The following is a 15642-nucleotide window of genomic DNA, read 5'->3' on the forward strand; positions in this document are numbered from 1 at the left end:
GTGTAGGAGTTGCGCGGTAATGAAAGCAGGGGATTGGGGAAGAAGGGGCAACGGCCGACGCGGGCGTGGCGTGCGAGCAATGCGTTGGACGACTGACTCAGAGCACCTCGATGGCGATGGCGTGCAGACCCTGTGCGATGAAAACGTGGAGGGCATCATACACAAGCCGATGCCGCGCCACGCGGGGCTTGCCCTCGAACAGCGGGGAGGCGATGCGCACGCGGAAATGGGTGCCGCGGCCTTCCGCGTTGGCGCCCGCATGGCCTGCGTGGGCCGCGCTTTCGTCGATGACTTCGAGCGCCGTCGGCGCGAGCGCCTTGCGCAGCGCGGCCTCCAGGGCTGCCGTGGTGGGGAGTTGTGCGGTGTCCGTGGTCATGCGGTCGGCTTGTCCTCGTTCTTCAGGTGCGGCGCGATATACAGGCCCTGCGCCACCAGGAAGACGATGGGGAACACGTAGCCCCAGAGCTTGAAGTTGACCCAGGCCTCGGTCGTGAAGTACGCCGCCACGTAGGCGTTGATGGCGGCCATGAACAGGCAGTAGCCGATCCACGCCACGTTGAGCCTGCCCCAGATGCGGTCGGGCAGCTCGAGCTGCGAACCCAGCAGCATCTTCAGGAAGTTCTTCTTCAGCGCCCAGAGCGCCACGGCCAGCGCGACCGCCATTGCGCCGTAAAGCACCGTCGGCTTCCACTTGATGAAGCGATCGTCGTGCAACGCCAGCGTGAGCGTGCCGAACAGCAGGATCAGCACCAGCGTGGCCTTCTGCATGGCCTGCAGCTTGCGCTCGGTGGCGTAGATGACGGCCATCTGCACCACCGTGGCGGCCATCAGCACGCCCGTGGCGGTGTAGATGTCGCCCAGCTTGTAGGCAATGAAGAAAAGCAGGATCGGGAAGAAGTCGAGGAGCAGTTTCATTGAGCTCTTGGTTTGCTGGCTGGCTTGCTTATTTCTTCTGGAAGTCGAGCGACGCCGAATTCATGCAGTAGCGCAGGCCGGTTTCGGTGGGGCCGTCGGGGAACACGTGGCCCAAGTGGGCGCCGCAGTTCGCGCAGACGTTCTCGGTGCGCACCATGCCGTGCGAGCGGTCGATGATGTTGCGGATCGCGCCCGGCACCGCTTCCTGCGAGAAGCTGGGCCAGCCGCAGCCGGCGTCGAACTTGGTCGCCGACTCGAACAGCTTGGCGCCGCAGCAGATGCAATGGTAGGTGCCGTCATCCCAGTGCGCCTCGTACTTGCCGGTGAAGGGGCGCTCGGTGGCCGCGTGGCGAGTCACCTCGAAGGCCGCGGGCTCGGCGCCTTTTTCGGCGAGCAGGGCTTTCCATTCGGCGTCGGTTTTCTGTACGGGAGTGGTCATGATGAGCAGCTGATTTCGATCGTGGAAGCCCAGTCGGGCGGGAAGCCGGCGTATGCGTCGGCACCGGGATGTTCTTCAAATGGGGTCTGGAGCACTGCCAGCAAGGTTGCCACACCCGAGTGGTCCTTTTGCTGACTCGCTTCGATGGCTTGCTGTCCCAGGTGGTTCCGCAGCACGAACTTCGGGTTGGTGCGGCGCATCAGTTTTGCGGCCAGGGCCCGGTCGGTCGAGGCGTGGCGCTCCGAAAAAGATAGCATCCAGGCGTCGAAGCCTTCGCGGTCGAGGAACAGGTCGCGCACCGGCTCCACGTTGCCGTCGGCCATGAAGCCGGAGAGCCGGCGCCAGAAGATCGTGTAGTCGACCTTGCCCGCGGCCAGCAGCTTGAGAACGCCCTCGATCAGCGGCCGGTCGCCTTCGGCCGCCTCGGCCAGCCCCAGCTTGGCGCGCATGCGGCCCTCGAACTCGTTCGGGAACACCGTCTTGTACGACTCCAGCGCGGCCACCGCGACCTCCTGGTCGCCGATCAGCGGCAGCAGCGCCTGCGCGAGGCAGAACAGGTTCCAGTAGGCCACGTTGGGCTGCTGGTTGAAGGCGTAGCGCCCGTTGGTGTCGCTGTGGTTGCAGATGTGGCGCGGGTCGAAGCCGTCGAGGAACTGGAACGGGCCGTAGTCGATGGTGAGCCCGAGGATGCTCATGTTGTCGGTGTTCATCACGCCGTGGCAGAAGCCCACTGCCTGCCACTGGGCGAGCAGGGCGGCGGTGCGCTCGCTCACGGCTTCCAGGAATGCCGCGTAGGCGTTGCCGCCGAAGCGCTCCGTGGTATGGCAGGCCGGGTAGTAGCGGTCGATGACGTAGTCGGCCAGCGCACGAAGCTCGTCTTCGCGCTGGTTGGCTGCGAAGTGCTCGAAATGGCCGAAGCGCACGAAGCTGGGCGCCACGCGGGTGACGACGGCGGCGCTTTCCACCTCTTCGCGGTAGATGCGCGCGTCGGAGCCGGTCACGCACAGGGCGCGCGTGGTCGGGATGCCCAGGCCGTGCATGGCTTCGCTGCACAGGAATTCGCGGATGCTGGAGCGCAGCACTGCACGGCCGTCGCCGCCACGCGAGTAGGGCGTACGCCCCGCGCCCTTCAGCTGCACCTCGAGCCCGCCTTCGGTCTCGCCGAGCATGATGGCGCGCCCGTCACCGAGCTGGCCGGCCCACACGCCGAACTGGTGGCCGCTGTAGACCGTGGCGAAGGGGCTGGTGCCGGCAATGGGCAGGCTGCCGGTCAACGCGGCCAGCGTGGCATGCGACGAATGCCAATCGGGCGGCAGGCCCAGATCTCGGGCGACAGCTTCGCTGCGGCCCACCCAGTACGGATCGGGCAGCGGCGTCGGCCGCAAGTCGGTGAGAAAGGCCGGTCCCAGGGCGTGGAAACCAGGTTTCCAGCGCAGTCCCAGGTCCGCGACCCCGGTGTCTTCAGCAAGCAAGCTCATGCCCGGATTGTCCGGCACGGCGCGTAACCCCTGGCCGGGCGGGCCATCGGGACCCCGGAGGGGTCAGGCCGCGAGGGCGGCGGGCGCGTCCCAGATGCGCGCCCGGTACTGCGCCGGCGGTACGCCGAACCAGCGCTTGCAGGCACGGAAGAAGTTGCTCGTGTCCACGAAGCCCAGCATGTCGGCCACATCGGTCAACGTGTGGCGGTCTTCGGCCAGGTATTGCTTCGCCAGCTCGCGGCGGGTGCGGTCGAGCAGCGACTGGAACGACACCGACTCTTCCTGCAGCCGCCGCTGCAGCGTGCGCTCGGCCAGTCCGAGGCCCGAGGCGACGTCCTGCCGGCGCGGCTCGCCGTACTGGAGCCGGCGCGCGATCTCGGCGCACACCAGCGTGCTGGTGGTGGTCTGGCCCAGCAGGTTCAGCTGGTCGTCCAGCAGATGCTCCTGCATCTCGCCGAGCACTTCGTGGAAGGTGGGCAGCGGCGTCGCCATGTCGGCGGCCGACAGCAGCAGGCGGTTGGCTTCGGCGTTGAATCGCACATCGCAGCCGAATGCCTCGCGATGCAGCCGGTCGTCGGCCGGCGCGGGGTAGACGAACTCCATGGCCAGCGGCTGCAGGTCGCGGCGCGTGAGCCACTGGCATTGCATGAGCACGGTCAGCAGGGCGTATTCGACGCGCTGGCGGGGAATGGGCAGGCTGCCACCGGTGTGCCGCATCACCATCCAGCAGCCGCGCGGATCGGGCTGCAGCGAAAAGGCCGTCGCGTCCGAGATCACGGCCATGTAGCGGGTCAGCCGCACGAGCGCCGATTCGAGGCTGGAGCTGCACGACATCGCATGTCCCACCGTGCCCAGCTTGCTGTGGGTGGAGGCCAGGTCGCGGTGCAGGCCCAGCGTGGGCCGGCCGGCACGGGCCACTGCAAGCTGCCAGAGCACCGTGATCTCGTCGACCGGGATGCGCGTGTTCTGCCGGTGCAGCGAATCCGGGTCGAAGCCGGCCTCCCGCAGCAGCGAGGGCACGTCCAGCCCCTCGGCCTCGAACATCGACAGGACGCCTTCGAGCCATGCGGCCGAGCTGGTGCGCAGCTCCGGCTGCGGCATGCAGCCCGCCCGGCGCTGGGTGCCGCGCTGGCGCAACGGCATGGAGGCTCCTGAAGTCATTCGTTTGGCTTTGTTGCGATAGCGATGAAAACGGTGCCGGTTTCTAGAATTTTTTTGCGTGTTCGGCGGCCCGGAGTATGGGTGCCGCGCGCCAGGCCAGGAATTCCGATTAACCCGGTGTGGAGACAAAAAACATGAAGACAGAGACAACCGCGCGCAACCAGGCTGCGGCAGCAGTAAAGAAGACCGCAACGGCCAGGGCCGTGGCCCTGGTGATGGCCACGGCCGCCCTGGCGGCACTTTCGGCCTGCGGGGGCGGCTCGTCCGGTTCGTCCGGCTTCGCCTTCCTGCCTAGCGCGCCGCCGCCCGCACCGGCTCCCTCGCCGGCACCGCCCGCCGCCGACGGCCCGATGGTCCGCCAGACCACTGCCGGCAAGGTCGAGGGCGTGGACGACAGCGCCAAGTCGGGCACCTGGTTCTGGAAAGGGATTCCGTTCGCCAAGCCGCCGGTCGGCGAGCTGCGCTGGCGCGCGCCGGCGACGCCCGAGCCCTGGAGCGGCATCCGCCAGGCCACGAAGTTCGGCAACGCCTGCCTGCAGATCGGCCGGATCTTCAGCCCCGGCGCCAACAACACCTATGACGAGACCATCGGCACCATGCTGGGCAAACCGAGCGGCAGCGAGGACTGCCTGTTCGTCAACATCTGGCGCCCGGCCACGGCGGACAAGAACCTGCCGGTGCTGCTCTTCATCCATGGCGGCAGCAACATCTCGGGCTACACGGCCGATCCGCTGTACGACGGCGCGGCACTGGCCAAGGCCGCCAATGCGGTGGTCATCACCGCCAGCTACCGCCTGGGCATCCTGGGCTTCCTGAACGTGCCGCAGCTGCGCCCGGGCGGCACCGAGGGCGACGACTCGGGCAACTTCGCGCTGCTCGACAACATGGCGGCGCTGCGCTTCATCCGCGACAACGTGGCCAACTTCGGCGGCGACCCGGGCAACGTCACGCTCTCGGGCGAGTCGGCCGGCGCCACCAACCTGCTGTCGGTGATGACCTCGCCGATGGCCAAGGGCTTGTTCCACAAGGCCTTCGAGATGAGCGGCGGCATCTCGCTCGCGAGCAACCTGCCGCCGGGCACGCTGCCTTCGCTGTCGCCGGCCTCGGCCTCGCTGGCGCAAGGCGAGGGCATCCTCGAGAAGCTTCTCGTTGCCGACGGCATCGCCGCCGACGCGACGGCGGCAAAGGCCTATATCGCCGGCCGTACGCCGGCGCAGATTGCCGAATACCTGCGCGCGCAGGACGGCGGCAAGATGCTGACCACGGTGGTCGCCGCCGGCCTCGGCTCGGTCGGGCCCATTCCCGACGGCACGGTGATCCCAACCGACCCCATCGGCGCCATCGCTGCCGACCAGTACGTGAAGGTGCCGATGCTCTCCGGCAACACGCGCGACGAGGGCAAGCTCTTCGCGTCGCTGCTGGGCACCATCGGCTTTCCGAAGCCGGGCTGGATCGTCACCGACGCCCAGCGCTTCTCGATGATGTTCAACTTCGACCCCGATGCAGCGCCCACGCTCACGGTGAACGACATCATCGACCCGTTCTACCTTCCGGTAGACAAGCCCGGCACCGGCTACAACGCGGCCACCGCGCTCATCACGAAGGGCCTGTTCGAGGCCAACCGCGACAACCTGCTCAACACGATGAAGACGCGCCAGTCGAACGTCTGGCACTACCGCCTCGACTGGGCGCAGGAAGCCTCTCCGTGGAACGACGTGTACGGCGCGGCGCACGCCTTCGACCTGCCTTTCGTGTTCGGCAATTTCGGCCCGTCGGTGCTGTCGAACGCGATGCGCGGCAAGGCCAACGAGAAGGGGCGGCTGGCGCTGTCGAACGCAGTCATGGCCAGCGTGGGCGCCTTCATGCGAACGGGCGACCCGAACACCGCCGAGCTGGGCGCGACCTGGGCGCCGTGGCCTTCGCAACTGCTGCTCGACGCCACGCCCACGGCCACCAAGATCACCGTGGCGCCCTGACGCTCGCGTACCGCTTTGCCCCGAAGCGCGCGTGGGCAGCGCATGACATCAATCAAAACGATAACGGAGACGGATCAATGAGGACTTTCAGAGATTTCCCACGATGGCGTATTGCCGCGTCGCTGCTTGCCACGGCAGCGGGCATCGCCGCGTGCGGCGGCGGCTCGTCGGGCGGCGGCTTCACCTTTTTCCCGCCGGCCGCCGAAACGCCGCCGGCACAGCCGCCGGCCACGCCCGAGACGGGCGTGGTCCGCAAGTGGGGCTACATCACGCTGCCCGACGGCAACAGGATGCGCTACTCGCTGCTGCTGCCCAACGGCGGCAAGGGCACCTTTCCGCTGCTGGTCGAGTACGACGGCTACAGCTCGGGCTCGGCCCCGAACATCGGCCAGCTCTGGGTGAACGAGGGCTATGCAGTCATGGGCCTGAACGTGCCGGGCACGGGTTGCTCCAGCGGCGAAGACCAGGTCTTCGATGCCAGCACCGGCGCGGCTGGCGCCTTCGCCGTCGAATGGGCCGGCAAGCAGCCGTGGTCGAACGGCAGGATCGGCATGGTCGGCTACTCGTACTCGGGCTACAACCAGCTCTGGGTGGCCGCGCACCGGCCCAAGGGCCTGCTGGCGATCACGCCCAGCAAGAACGTGACCGATCCGTACCGCGACGTGGGCTACCCGGGCGGCATCAAGAACATCGGCTTTCCCTCGCAGTGGTGGGGCGGCTTCCCGGCCACCTGGAACCGCGCGGCGGCGCTGGCCGCCAGGCTCGACGGCGACACGGAATGCGCGAAGACCGTGGCCGACAACATCGAGAAGATCAAGCGGCCCGATCTCGACCTGACCAAGTGGCTCGAGAACCCGTATGCCGACGGCCTCTACGTGAAGCGCAGCGCGTTCTACGAGACCGGCAAGATCGACATTCCCGCGCTGGGCACCCAGTCGTGGCAGGACGAGCAGATCGGCCCGCGCTCGGGCTACTACGAGGACACCATGTCGCCCGACAGGATGTGGCTCGTCAGCTCCAACGGCGACCACCACACCAACGTCACCTCCGACTACATCGACGGCACCCTGAAGCGCTTCCTCGCCCATTTCGTGAAGGGCGAGGACAACGGCTTCGAGAAGGAGCCGCGCGTGCGCCTGCTGCAGGAGATGCAGCAGACCGACCAGAAGGCGGTGAACGGCGCCGCGAAGCTGAAGCAGACGGCCGTGGCCGAGTTCGACCGCCTGCCGGTCAAGGTCAAGCCGATGCGCCTGTGGATGCAGCCAGGCGGCGTGCTCGGCGACGCGAAGCCGAGCTCCGGCGCGGCATCGTCCGACTACAGGTATCCGGCAAAGAGCCCGGTGGTGAACAACCCGGCCGCCGAAGGCTGGCAGGCAGTGGCAGATGCGGAGAAGGACGGCCAGCTAACCTTCACCACCGCAGCCTTGCCCGAGGACCTGAGCTTTTACGGGGAAGGCTCGGCCGACCTGTACCTGAGCGCCACCGCCGACAACACCGACCTGCAGGTCACGGTGTCCGAAGTGCGGCCCGACGGCAAGGAGATGTTCGTGCAACGCGGATGGCTGCGTGCCTCCAAGCGCGCGCTCGACGACAGCCGCTCCACCGAACTGCGTCCCTTCGGCGACTTCACGCAACCGAAGGAGGCGGCGCTGCTGCCGGGGCAACCCAACCTGGTGCGCATCGAGATCCAAAAGTTCGCCCACGTCTTTCGCGCCGGCTCCAGCATCCGCGTGACGGTGGACTCGCCCTCGCAGACAGGCTTCTGGCTGTTCGGCAACGACAAGACGCCTTCGACCAACACGCTGTGGCATGAGGCCGCCAATGCTTCGAGCATCGTGCTGGGCTATGTGCCGTACCCGCATGCAGCCGCTCTGCCGGACTGCGGCAAGACGCTGCGTCAGCCGTGCCGCACCAACGTGGTGACGGTGCCGGCGGGCACCGGTCCGAGGGCTCCCACTTGAGCCGCTTCGTTCAATCGTGCAGTGCGGGTTTGTGTCATTGTGGAAGTGGCCGAAGCTTGCGTGAATCCGTTGTCCGCAAGTTTTCATGAAGTCATTTCACATAGGAGTCCGTAGATGCTGGGTTTGATGCAAGACCAACCGCTTCTGATCTCGTCGCTGATCGAGTTCGCCGAGCGCCACAACGGCGACGGCGAGATCGTCTCGCGTCGTGTCGAAGGCGATATCCACCGCTGCACCTGGCGCGACATCGCATCGCGCGCCAAGCAGGTGGCCAACGCGCTGGACGGCGAGCAATTGCTGTTCAGCGACCGCATCGCCACCCTGGCCTGGAACGGCTATCGCCACCTCGAGCTCTACTACGGCGTGAGCGGCAGCGGCCGCGTGCTGCACACCATCAACCCGCGCCTGCATCCCGACCAGATCGCGTGGATCGCCAACCACGCCGAAGACCAGATCCTGTGCTTCGACCTCACGTTCCTGCCGCTGGTGCAGGCCGTGCATGCGCGTTGTCCCACGATCCGGAAATGGGTTGCACTGTGTGACGCCGACAAGCTCCCCGCCGACAGCGGTGTGCCCAACCTCGTGAGCTACGAGAGCTGGATGGGTTCGCAGCCCGCCGAGTACGAATGGCCCAGCTTCGACGAGAACTCGGCCTCGAGCATGTGCTACACGAGCGGCACCACGGGCAACCCCAAGGCCGCGCTCTACAGCCACCGCTCGACGCTGCTGCACGCGTATGCGGCCGCGCTGCCCGACGTGATGCACCTGTCGGCGCGCGACTCGGTGCTGCCGGTGGTGCCGATGTTCCACGTCAACGCATGGGGCATTCCGTATTCGGCCGCGTTGGTGGGTTGCAAGCTGGTGTTTCCCGGCCCGGCGCTCGACGGCAAGTCGGTGTACGACCTGATCGAGGCCGAGGGCGTGACCTTCGCCGCAGGCGTGCCCACCGTGTGGCAGATGCTGCTGGGCCACATGCAGGCGGGCGGCCTGAAGTTCAGCAAGCTCAACCGCACGGTGATCGGCGGCTCGGCCTGCCCGCCGGCCATGATCAAGGCGTTCCAGGACCTCTACAACGTAGAGGTGCTGCACGCCTGGGGCATGACCGAGATGAGCCCGTTGGGCACGCTGTGCACGCTCAAGAACAAGCACCTGTCGCTGCCGGCCGACGCGCAGCTGCAGATCCGCATGAAGCAGGGCCGCGCCATCTTCGGCGTCGACATGAAGATCATCGATGGCGACGGCAAGGAGCTGCCGTGGGACGGCAAGGCCTACGGCGACCTGCTGGTCAAGGGGCCGTGGATCGTCAAGGAATACTTCAAGGGCGAGGGCGGCGACCCGCTCATTCCCGACGAGCGCAACCGCGGCTGGTTCCCCACCGGCGACGTGGCCACCATCGACGCCGAGGGCTACCTGCAGATCACCGACCGCAGCAAGGACGTGATCAAGTCCGGCGGCGAGTGGATCAGCTCCATCGACATCGAGAACATCGCCGTCGCGCATCCGGCCGTGGCCATGGCCGCGTGCATCGGCGTGTTCCATCCGAAGTGGGACGAGCGGCCGATCATCGCGGTCGTGAAGAAGCCCAATGCCGAGGTCACGCGCGAAGAGCTGCTGAAGTTCTACGAGGGCAAGACCGCCAAGTGGCAGATCCCGGACGACGTGGTGTTCGTCGAGGCCATCCCGATCGGCGCCACCGGAAAGATCCTCAAGACCAAGCTGCGAGAGCTACTTAAAGACTACAAGCTGCCCGGCCTCTGAAACAACGAGCAAAGCCCACCCGCACTGTCGCGCACGCGATAGGAAAGCCGCCTCGGCGGCTTCCCTTCCGGGCAATCCCTGTGCGGCGAAGAAAAGGGCGCTTGTACGCTGGCAGTCCGCCTTTCACACTGGAGACTCTTCATGCAATTTGCTATCAAGTCAGTAGCTGCCTGTGCAATGTTGGTGGGCGCCACCGCCGCATTCGCCCAAAAGGGCGAGACCGTCAAGATCGCCTGGCTCGACCCGCTGTCGGGCCTGATGGCTGCGGTGGGCACCAACCAGCTGAAGACCACGCAATTCCTTGCTGAAGAGTTCAACAAGAAGAACCAGTCGGGCGTGAAGTTCGAGATCATCGCGCTCGACAACAAGCTCAGCCCGCAGGAGACCACGGCGGCCCTGCGTTCCGCGCAGGACCAGGGCGCGCGCTACATCATGCAGGGCAACGGCTCCGGCCCCGCGCTCGCGATCATCGACGCCGTCGAGAAGAACAACGCGCGCAATCCGGGCAAGGAGCTGCTGTACATGAACTACGCGGCGGTCGATCCCGACCTGACCAACAGCAAGTGCAGCTACTGGCACTTCCGGGTCGACGCCGACACCTCCATGAAGATGGAGGCGCTGACCACCTGGATGAAGGACCAGCCCGACATCAAGAAGGTCTACATCCTCGGCCAGAACTACGCCCACGGCGTGCAGGTGTCGAAGTTCGCGAAGGAAGACCTGAAGGTCAAGCGCCCCGACATCCAGATCGTGGGCGACGACCTGCATCCGCTCGCGCAGGTGCGCGACTTCTCTCCCTACATCGCCAAGATCAAGGCCTCGGGCGCCGACACCGTGATCACCGGCAACTGGGGCTCCGACCTGTCGCTGCTCATCAAGGCCGCCAACGACTCGGGCCTGAACGTCAAGTTCCTCACCTACTACGCGCCTGGCGCCGGCACGCCGACGGCCATGGGCGCCACCTCGGAGGGCAAGGTCTACACCGTGGCCTATGCCCACTACAACATGGGCGGCGAGATCCAGCAGCTGCTCGCGGGCTACAAGAAACGCATGAACGACGACCTCACGCAGTCGTCGATCTATCACGTGTTCGCGCTGCTCGACGCGGCCTTTGCCAAGACCAAGTCGACCGACCCTGTGAAGGTGGCCGCCGCGCTGGAGGGCATGAAGATCAAGAGCTTCAACGGCGAGGTCGAGGTGCGCAAGGCCGACCACCAGTTGCAGCAGGGTCTCTACATCTCGCGCTGGGAGAAGGCCAGCGCCAAGTACCCGTACGACGCGGAGAACACCGGCTACACGAACGTTCCCGTGAAGTACTTCGAATCGTACGTGGCGAGCACGCCCACGTCGTGCCAGATGAAGCGCCCCTAGGCGTCTTTGTGAACGCGTTTCCTACCCGGTGGTAGCAGCAGCCTACCGGCGGGTAGCAAATTGGAGAAACGCGGTGTCGCATGCGCGATAGAAACGGGCCTTTGCGGCACCCCTCTTACGGGCATTCCCTGAGGGGAGGGGCTGCAAACGCTTGTACTCTCGTGCGGCGTTTTTGATTCGGTTTGACCAGGAGATATAGATTGAAGTTCGCTCTGAAAATCGCCGCAGCAGCCGTCATCGCTGCCACCGCCACCGGTGCCTTTGCCCAGAAGGGTGAAACCGTCAAGATCGCATGGCTCGACCCGCTGTCGGGCCTCATGGCCGCGGTCGGGACGAACCAGCTCAAGACCTTCCAGTTCTTCGCAGAAGAGTTCAACAAGAAGAACGCGGCGGGCGTGAAGTTCGAGATCATCGGCATCGACAACAAGTTGAGCCCGCAGGAGACCACCAGCGCGCTGCGCTCGGCTCTCGACCAGGGCGCGCGCTACATCGTGCAGGGCAACGGCTCCGGCCCGGCGCTCGCCATCATCGACGCGCTCGAGAAGAACAACGCGCGCAATCCGGGCAAGGAAGCGCTGTACCTGAACTACGCCGCCGTCGACCCCGACCTGACCAACAGCAAGTGCAGCTACTGGCAGTACCGCTTCGACGCCGACACGTCGATGAAGATGGAAGCGCTGACCACCTACATGAAGGACCAGCCGGACATCAAGAAGGTCTACCTGCTCAACCAGAACTACGCGCACGGCCAGCAGGTCTCGAAGTTCGCCAAGGAAAACCTCAAGACCAAGCGCCCCGACGTGCAGATCGTCGGCGACGACCTGCATCCGCTGGCCCAGGTGCGCGACTTCGCGCCGTACGTGGCCAAGATCAAGGCATCGGGCGCGGATACCGTCATCACCGGCAACTGGGGCTCCGACCTCGCGCTGCTCATCAAGTCGGCCAACGACTCGGGCCTGAACGTCAAGTTCTACACCTACTACGCCGTGACCACCGGCACGCCGACCGCCATGGGCGCGGCGTCCGACGGCAAGGTGTACCAGGTCGGTTATGCCCACTACAACATGGGCGGCGACATGCAGAAGTACGCCGAGGACTTCAAGAAGAAGTTCAACGACGACCTCTACACCACCGACGTCTACACCGTGTTCCAGGCTCTGACCGAAGCCTTCGTGAAGACCAAGTCGACCGACCCCGTCAAGGTGGCGGCTGCCATGGAAGGCATGAAGTTCAAGAGCTTCAACGGCGAGATCGAGCTGCGCAAGACCGACCACCAGGCACAGCAGGGCCTGTACATCGCCAAGTGGGAGAAGGCCAGCGCCAAGTACCCGTACAGCCCGGAGAACACCGGCTACACGCTGGCCCCGGTGAAGTACTACGACGCCTACGTGGCGAGCACGCCCACCTCCTGCCAGATGAAGCGGCCTGGCGGCGCCTCCTGATCGCAGCCTGATCGCCATCCGACAGGTCGAGGCCCGACTTCAACACTCGGGCCTTTTTCTTTTTCCACCTGACACGAAAGACCGATGAACGTCGAATTCTTCGTCATCTCGCTGCTCAACGGCGTGAGCTACGGCTTGCTGTTGTTCATGCTGAGTTCCGGCCTCACGCTGATCTTCAGCATGATGGGCGTGCTCAACTTCGCGCATGCCAGCTTCTACATGCTGGGCGCCTATTTCGCCTACACGCTGTCCGGCATCGTGGGCTTCTGGCCGGCGCTGTTCATCGCGCCGGTGCTGGTGTTCGCACTGGGCGCCGCCTTCGAGCGCTACTGCCTGCGCCGGGTCCACAAGTTCGGCCATGTGCCCGAGCTGCTGGTGACCTTCGGTCTCTCGTACCTGATCCTCGAAGTCGTGCAGCTGGTGTGGGGCCGCTCCACGGTGCCGTACGGCCTCCCGTCGGCGCTGCAGGGGCCGCTCTTCTCGCTCTACGGCACGCAGTTCCCGAAGTCGCGCTCCTTCATCATGCTGGTGGCTGTGCTGATGCTGCTGTCGGTGTGGCTGCTGCTCACGCGCACGCGCATCGGCCTGGTCATCCAGGCGGCGCTGAAGCACCCCGAGATGGTCGAGGCGCTGGGCCACAACGTGCCGCGCGTCTTCATGCTGGTGTTCGGCGGCGGTGCCGCGCTGGCGGGCCTCGCGGGCGTGGTCGGCGGCAACACCTATGTCACCGAGCCGGCGATGGCTGCCTCCGTCGGCTCCATCATCTTCGTGGTGGTGGTGGTCGGCGGCATGGGCTCGCTGGCCGGCGCCTTCCTGGCCTCGCTGATCATCGGCATCGTGCAGACCTTCGCGGTGGCCATGGACCAGTCGCTGGCCACCGGCCTGCAGGCCTTCGGCGTGGCGGTGACCGACCAGACCTTCGGCTACGAGCTGCTCAAGCTGACCATCTCGCAGGTCGCCCCGATCCTTCCGTACCTCTTCCTGGTGCTGATCCTCATCTTCAGGCCCAAGGGTCTTCTCGGAACGCGGGAGGACTGATGCCATGAACACCGCAACGACAACCGCTTCGACGACCTCCACGCCCGTTCGCTACTACCGGTTCAAGCCGCTGAACATCGGCCGCATCCTGATCTGGTCCTTCTTCGCGCTGCTGCTGATCGTGGCGCCGATGATCTTCACCAGCAGCCTGGCGCTGACCATGCTGTCGCAGATCGGCTACCTCATCATCATCTGCCTGAGCTACAACATGCTGCTGGGGCAGGGCGGCATGCTCAGCTTCGGGCACGCGGTGTACGTGGGCCTGGGCTCGTTCATCGCCATCCATGCGATGAACCTGGCCAGCGCCGGCAAGCTGCCGGTTCCGCTGGTGCTGATTCCGCTCGTGGGCGGCCTGGGCGGCATGTTCTTCGCCTTCGTGTTCGGCTACGTGTCGACCAAGAAGTCGGGCACCACCTTCGCGATGATCACGCTGGGCCTGGGCGAGCTGGTGGCCGCGATGTCGCTGATGTTCCCCAGCTTCTTCGGCGGCGAGGGCGGCATCACCACCAACCGCGTGTACGGCGCCTCTTTCTTCGGGCTCAACTTCGGTCCGCAGAACCAGGTGTACTACCTGATCGCCGTCTACTGCTTCATCTGCACCGGCCTGATGTTCGCCTTCACCGGCACGCCGCTCGGGCGCATGCTCAACGCGGTGCGAGACAACCCGGAGCGCGTGGAGTTCATCGGCTACAACACGCAGCGCGTTCGCTACTACGCCTTCATCATCGCGGGCTTCTTCGCGGGCATCGGCGGCGGCCTGGCGGCCATCAACTTCGAGATCGTGAATGCGGCCGACAGCCTCAACGGGCTGCGCTCGGGCAGCTACCTGCTGTTCACCTTCCTGGGCGGCGCGACCTTCTTCTTCGGGCCGATCATCGGCGCGGCGCTGCTGGTGTTCGCGCTGGTGCTGCTGTCCGAACTCAGCAAGGCCTGGCTGCTGTACGTGGGCCTGGTGTTCCTGCTGATGGTGATGTTCGCGCCCGGCGGCGTGGCCAGCCTGATCATGATGAACGTGCGCGTGGCGCTGTTCGGCAAGATCAAGCGCTTCTACCTGCTGTACGTGGGCCTTTTCATCGGCGCGGCCATCATGCTCGCGGGCGCCGCGGCCATGGTCGAGATGATCTATCACATGCAGCTGAACGCGGCTCTCGGACCGATGGTGCCGTTCGCGGGCCTGCAGCTCGATACCTCGTCGGCTACGGCGTGGATCGTCGCTGTGGCGCTGCTGGCCGTGGGCCTGGGCGTGTTCGAGGTGGTGCGCCGGCGCTTCGCGAAGGTCTGGGGCCAGGCCCAGGAAGAAATCGAAGCCGAGATCAAGCGCAGGGAGACCGCATGACCTATTCACTCGAACTCAAGAACCTGCGAAAGAGCTTCGGCAAGACCGACATCATCCGCGGCGTCGACCTGGCCGTGACGGCAGGCGAGCGCATTGCGATCATCGGGCCGAACGGCGCTGGCAAGTCGACGCTCTTCAACCTCATCAGCGGCCGGCTCGCGCCGAGCAGCGGCGAGGTGCTGCTCAACGGCACGCGCATCGACGGCATGAAGCCGTACGAGATCAACCGCATGGGGCTGTCGCGCAGCTTCCAGATCACCAACATCTTTCCGAAGCTCACGGTCTTCGAGAACCTGCGCTGCGGCGTGCTCTGGAGCCTGGGCTACAAGTACACCTTCCTGCGCTTTCTCTCGAACCTCGACGACGCCAACGAGCGCACCGAGGAGCTCATCAGGCAGATCGGCCTGGAGAAGAAGCGCGACGTGCACGCGGTGAACCTCACCTACGCCGAGCAGCGCGCGCTGGAGATCGGCGTGACCATCGCCGGCGGCGCCAGCGTGATCCTGCTGGACGAGCCCACGGCGGGCATGAGCAAGACCGAGACCTCGCACTTCATCTCGCTCATCAAGCACGTGACCGTCGGCAAGACGCTGCTGACGGTGGAGCACGACATGGGCGTGGTCTTCGGGCTGGCCGACAAGATCGCGGTGGTGGTGTACGGCGAGGTGATCGCCTTCGACACACCGGCTGCCGTTCGTGCCAATGCGCGAGTGCAGGAGGCTTATCTGGGCTCCGCTGTTGCCGATGCACAGGGGGCGGGACACTGA

At 65.7% G+C, this 15642-nt stretch carries 13 protein-coding genes; 8 read left to right on the plus strand and 5 right to left on the minus strand.

The annotated features are described in order from the left end of the window. Nucleotides 1–97: 97 nt before the first annotated feature. From EJP69_RS01820 to EJP69_RS01840, 5 genes are all read right to left on the minus strand, one after another. Entirely contained in the window at nucleotides 98–376 is a 279-nt protein-coding gene (locus EJP69_RS01820; RefSeq protein WP_093306846.1) for a BolA family protein, read from the minus strand. Continuing rightward, entirely contained in the window at nucleotides 373–915 is a 543-nt protein-coding gene (locus EJP69_RS01825) for a septation protein A (protein WP_093195011.1), read from the minus strand. Before EJP69_RS01825 ends, EJP69_RS01820 begins: the two co-directional genes overlap by 4 nt. A 28-nt stretch (nucleotides 916–943) precedes the next feature. Continuing rightward, a complete protein-coding gene (gene msrB, locus EJP69_RS01830; protein ID WP_093195012.1) occupies nucleotides 944–1354 on the minus strand; it encodes a peptide-methionine (R)-S-oxide reductase MsrB in 411 nt (136 codons plus the stop codon). Then, on the minus strand, nucleotides 1351–2832 hold the full coding sequence (locus EJP69_RS01835; RefSeq protein WP_126468523.1) for a protein adenylyltransferase SelO: 1482 nt from the start codon (nucleotides 2830–2832) through the stop codon (nucleotides 1351–1353). The genes msrB and EJP69_RS01835 overlap by 4 nt, the downstream gene beginning before the upstream one ends. A gap of 63 nt (nucleotides 2833–2895) precedes the next feature. Further along, on the minus strand, nucleotides 2896–3975 hold the full coding sequence (locus EJP69_RS01840; protein WP_126468524.1) for an AraC family transcriptional regulator: 1080 nt from the start codon (nucleotides 3973–3975) through the stop codon (nucleotides 2896–2898). Between the two features lie 233 nt (nucleotides 3976–4208). Between EJP69_RS01840 and EJP69_RS01845 the strand changes: the two genes are divergently transcribed. The 8 genes from EJP69_RS01845 to EJP69_RS01880 all read left to right on the plus strand — a co-directional run bounded on the left by EJP69_RS01845 (nucleotide 4209) and on the right by EJP69_RS01880 (nucleotide 15642). Further along, nucleotides 4209–5969, plus strand: coding sequence for a carboxylesterase/lipase family protein (locus EJP69_RS01845; RefSeq protein WP_126469257.1), 1761 nt, complete (start codon nucleotides 4209–4211; stop codon nucleotides 5967–5969). 77 nt (nucleotides 5970–6046) lie between these two features. Next, a complete protein-coding gene (locus EJP69_RS01850) occupies nucleotides 6047–7930 on the plus strand; it encodes a CocE/NonD family hydrolase (protein ID WP_126468525.1) in 1884 nt (627 codons plus the stop codon). Nucleotides 7931–8044: 114 nt separating this feature from the next. Then, complete coding sequence (locus tag EJP69_RS01855; protein ID WP_093306842.1) at nucleotides 8045–9688, plus strand: 3-(methylthio)propionyl-CoA ligase; 1644 nt, start codon at nucleotides 8045–8047, stop codon at nucleotides 9686–9688. A 141-nt stretch (nucleotides 9689–9829) separates the two neighbouring features. Continuing rightward, nucleotides 9830–11059, plus strand: coding sequence for a branched-chain amino acid ABC transporter substrate-binding protein (locus EJP69_RS01860; RefSeq protein ID WP_093195017.1), 1230 nt, complete (start codon nucleotides 9830–9832; stop codon nucleotides 11057–11059). A 200-nt stretch (nucleotides 11060–11259) separates the two neighbouring features. Next, the gene (locus EJP69_RS01865; protein WP_093195018.1) at nucleotides 11260–12501 is read left to right on the plus strand and encodes a branched-chain amino acid ABC transporter substrate-binding protein; all 1242 of its coding nucleotides are present in this window, start codon (nucleotides 11260–11262) and stop codon (nucleotides 12499–12501) included. An 84-nt stretch (nucleotides 12502–12585) separates the two neighbouring features. After that, nucleotides 12586–13539, plus strand: a complete 954-nt coding sequence (locus EJP69_RS01870) for a branched-chain amino acid ABC transporter permease (RefSeq protein WP_093195019.1) — start codon at nucleotides 12586–12588, stop codon at nucleotides 13537–13539. 4 nt (nucleotides 13540–13543) lie between these two features. After that, nucleotides 13544–14875, plus strand: coding sequence for a branched-chain amino acid ABC transporter permease (locus EJP69_RS01875; protein WP_093195020.1), 1332 nt, complete (start codon nucleotides 13544–13546; stop codon nucleotides 14873–14875). Further along, nucleotides 14872–15642 (plus strand): ABC transporter ATP-binding protein, encoded by a 771-nt coding sequence (locus EJP69_RS01880; protein ID WP_093195021.1) that lies wholly within the window; start codon nucleotides 14872–14874, stop codon nucleotides 15640–15642. Before EJP69_RS01875 ends, EJP69_RS01880 begins: the two co-directional genes overlap by 4 nt.

Origin of the sequence: Variovorax gossypii, from assembly GCF_003965815.1 — a bacterium.
Lineage (GTDB): Bacteria > Pseudomonadota > Gammaproteobacteria > Burkholderiales > Burkholderiaceae_C > Variovorax > Variovorax gossypii.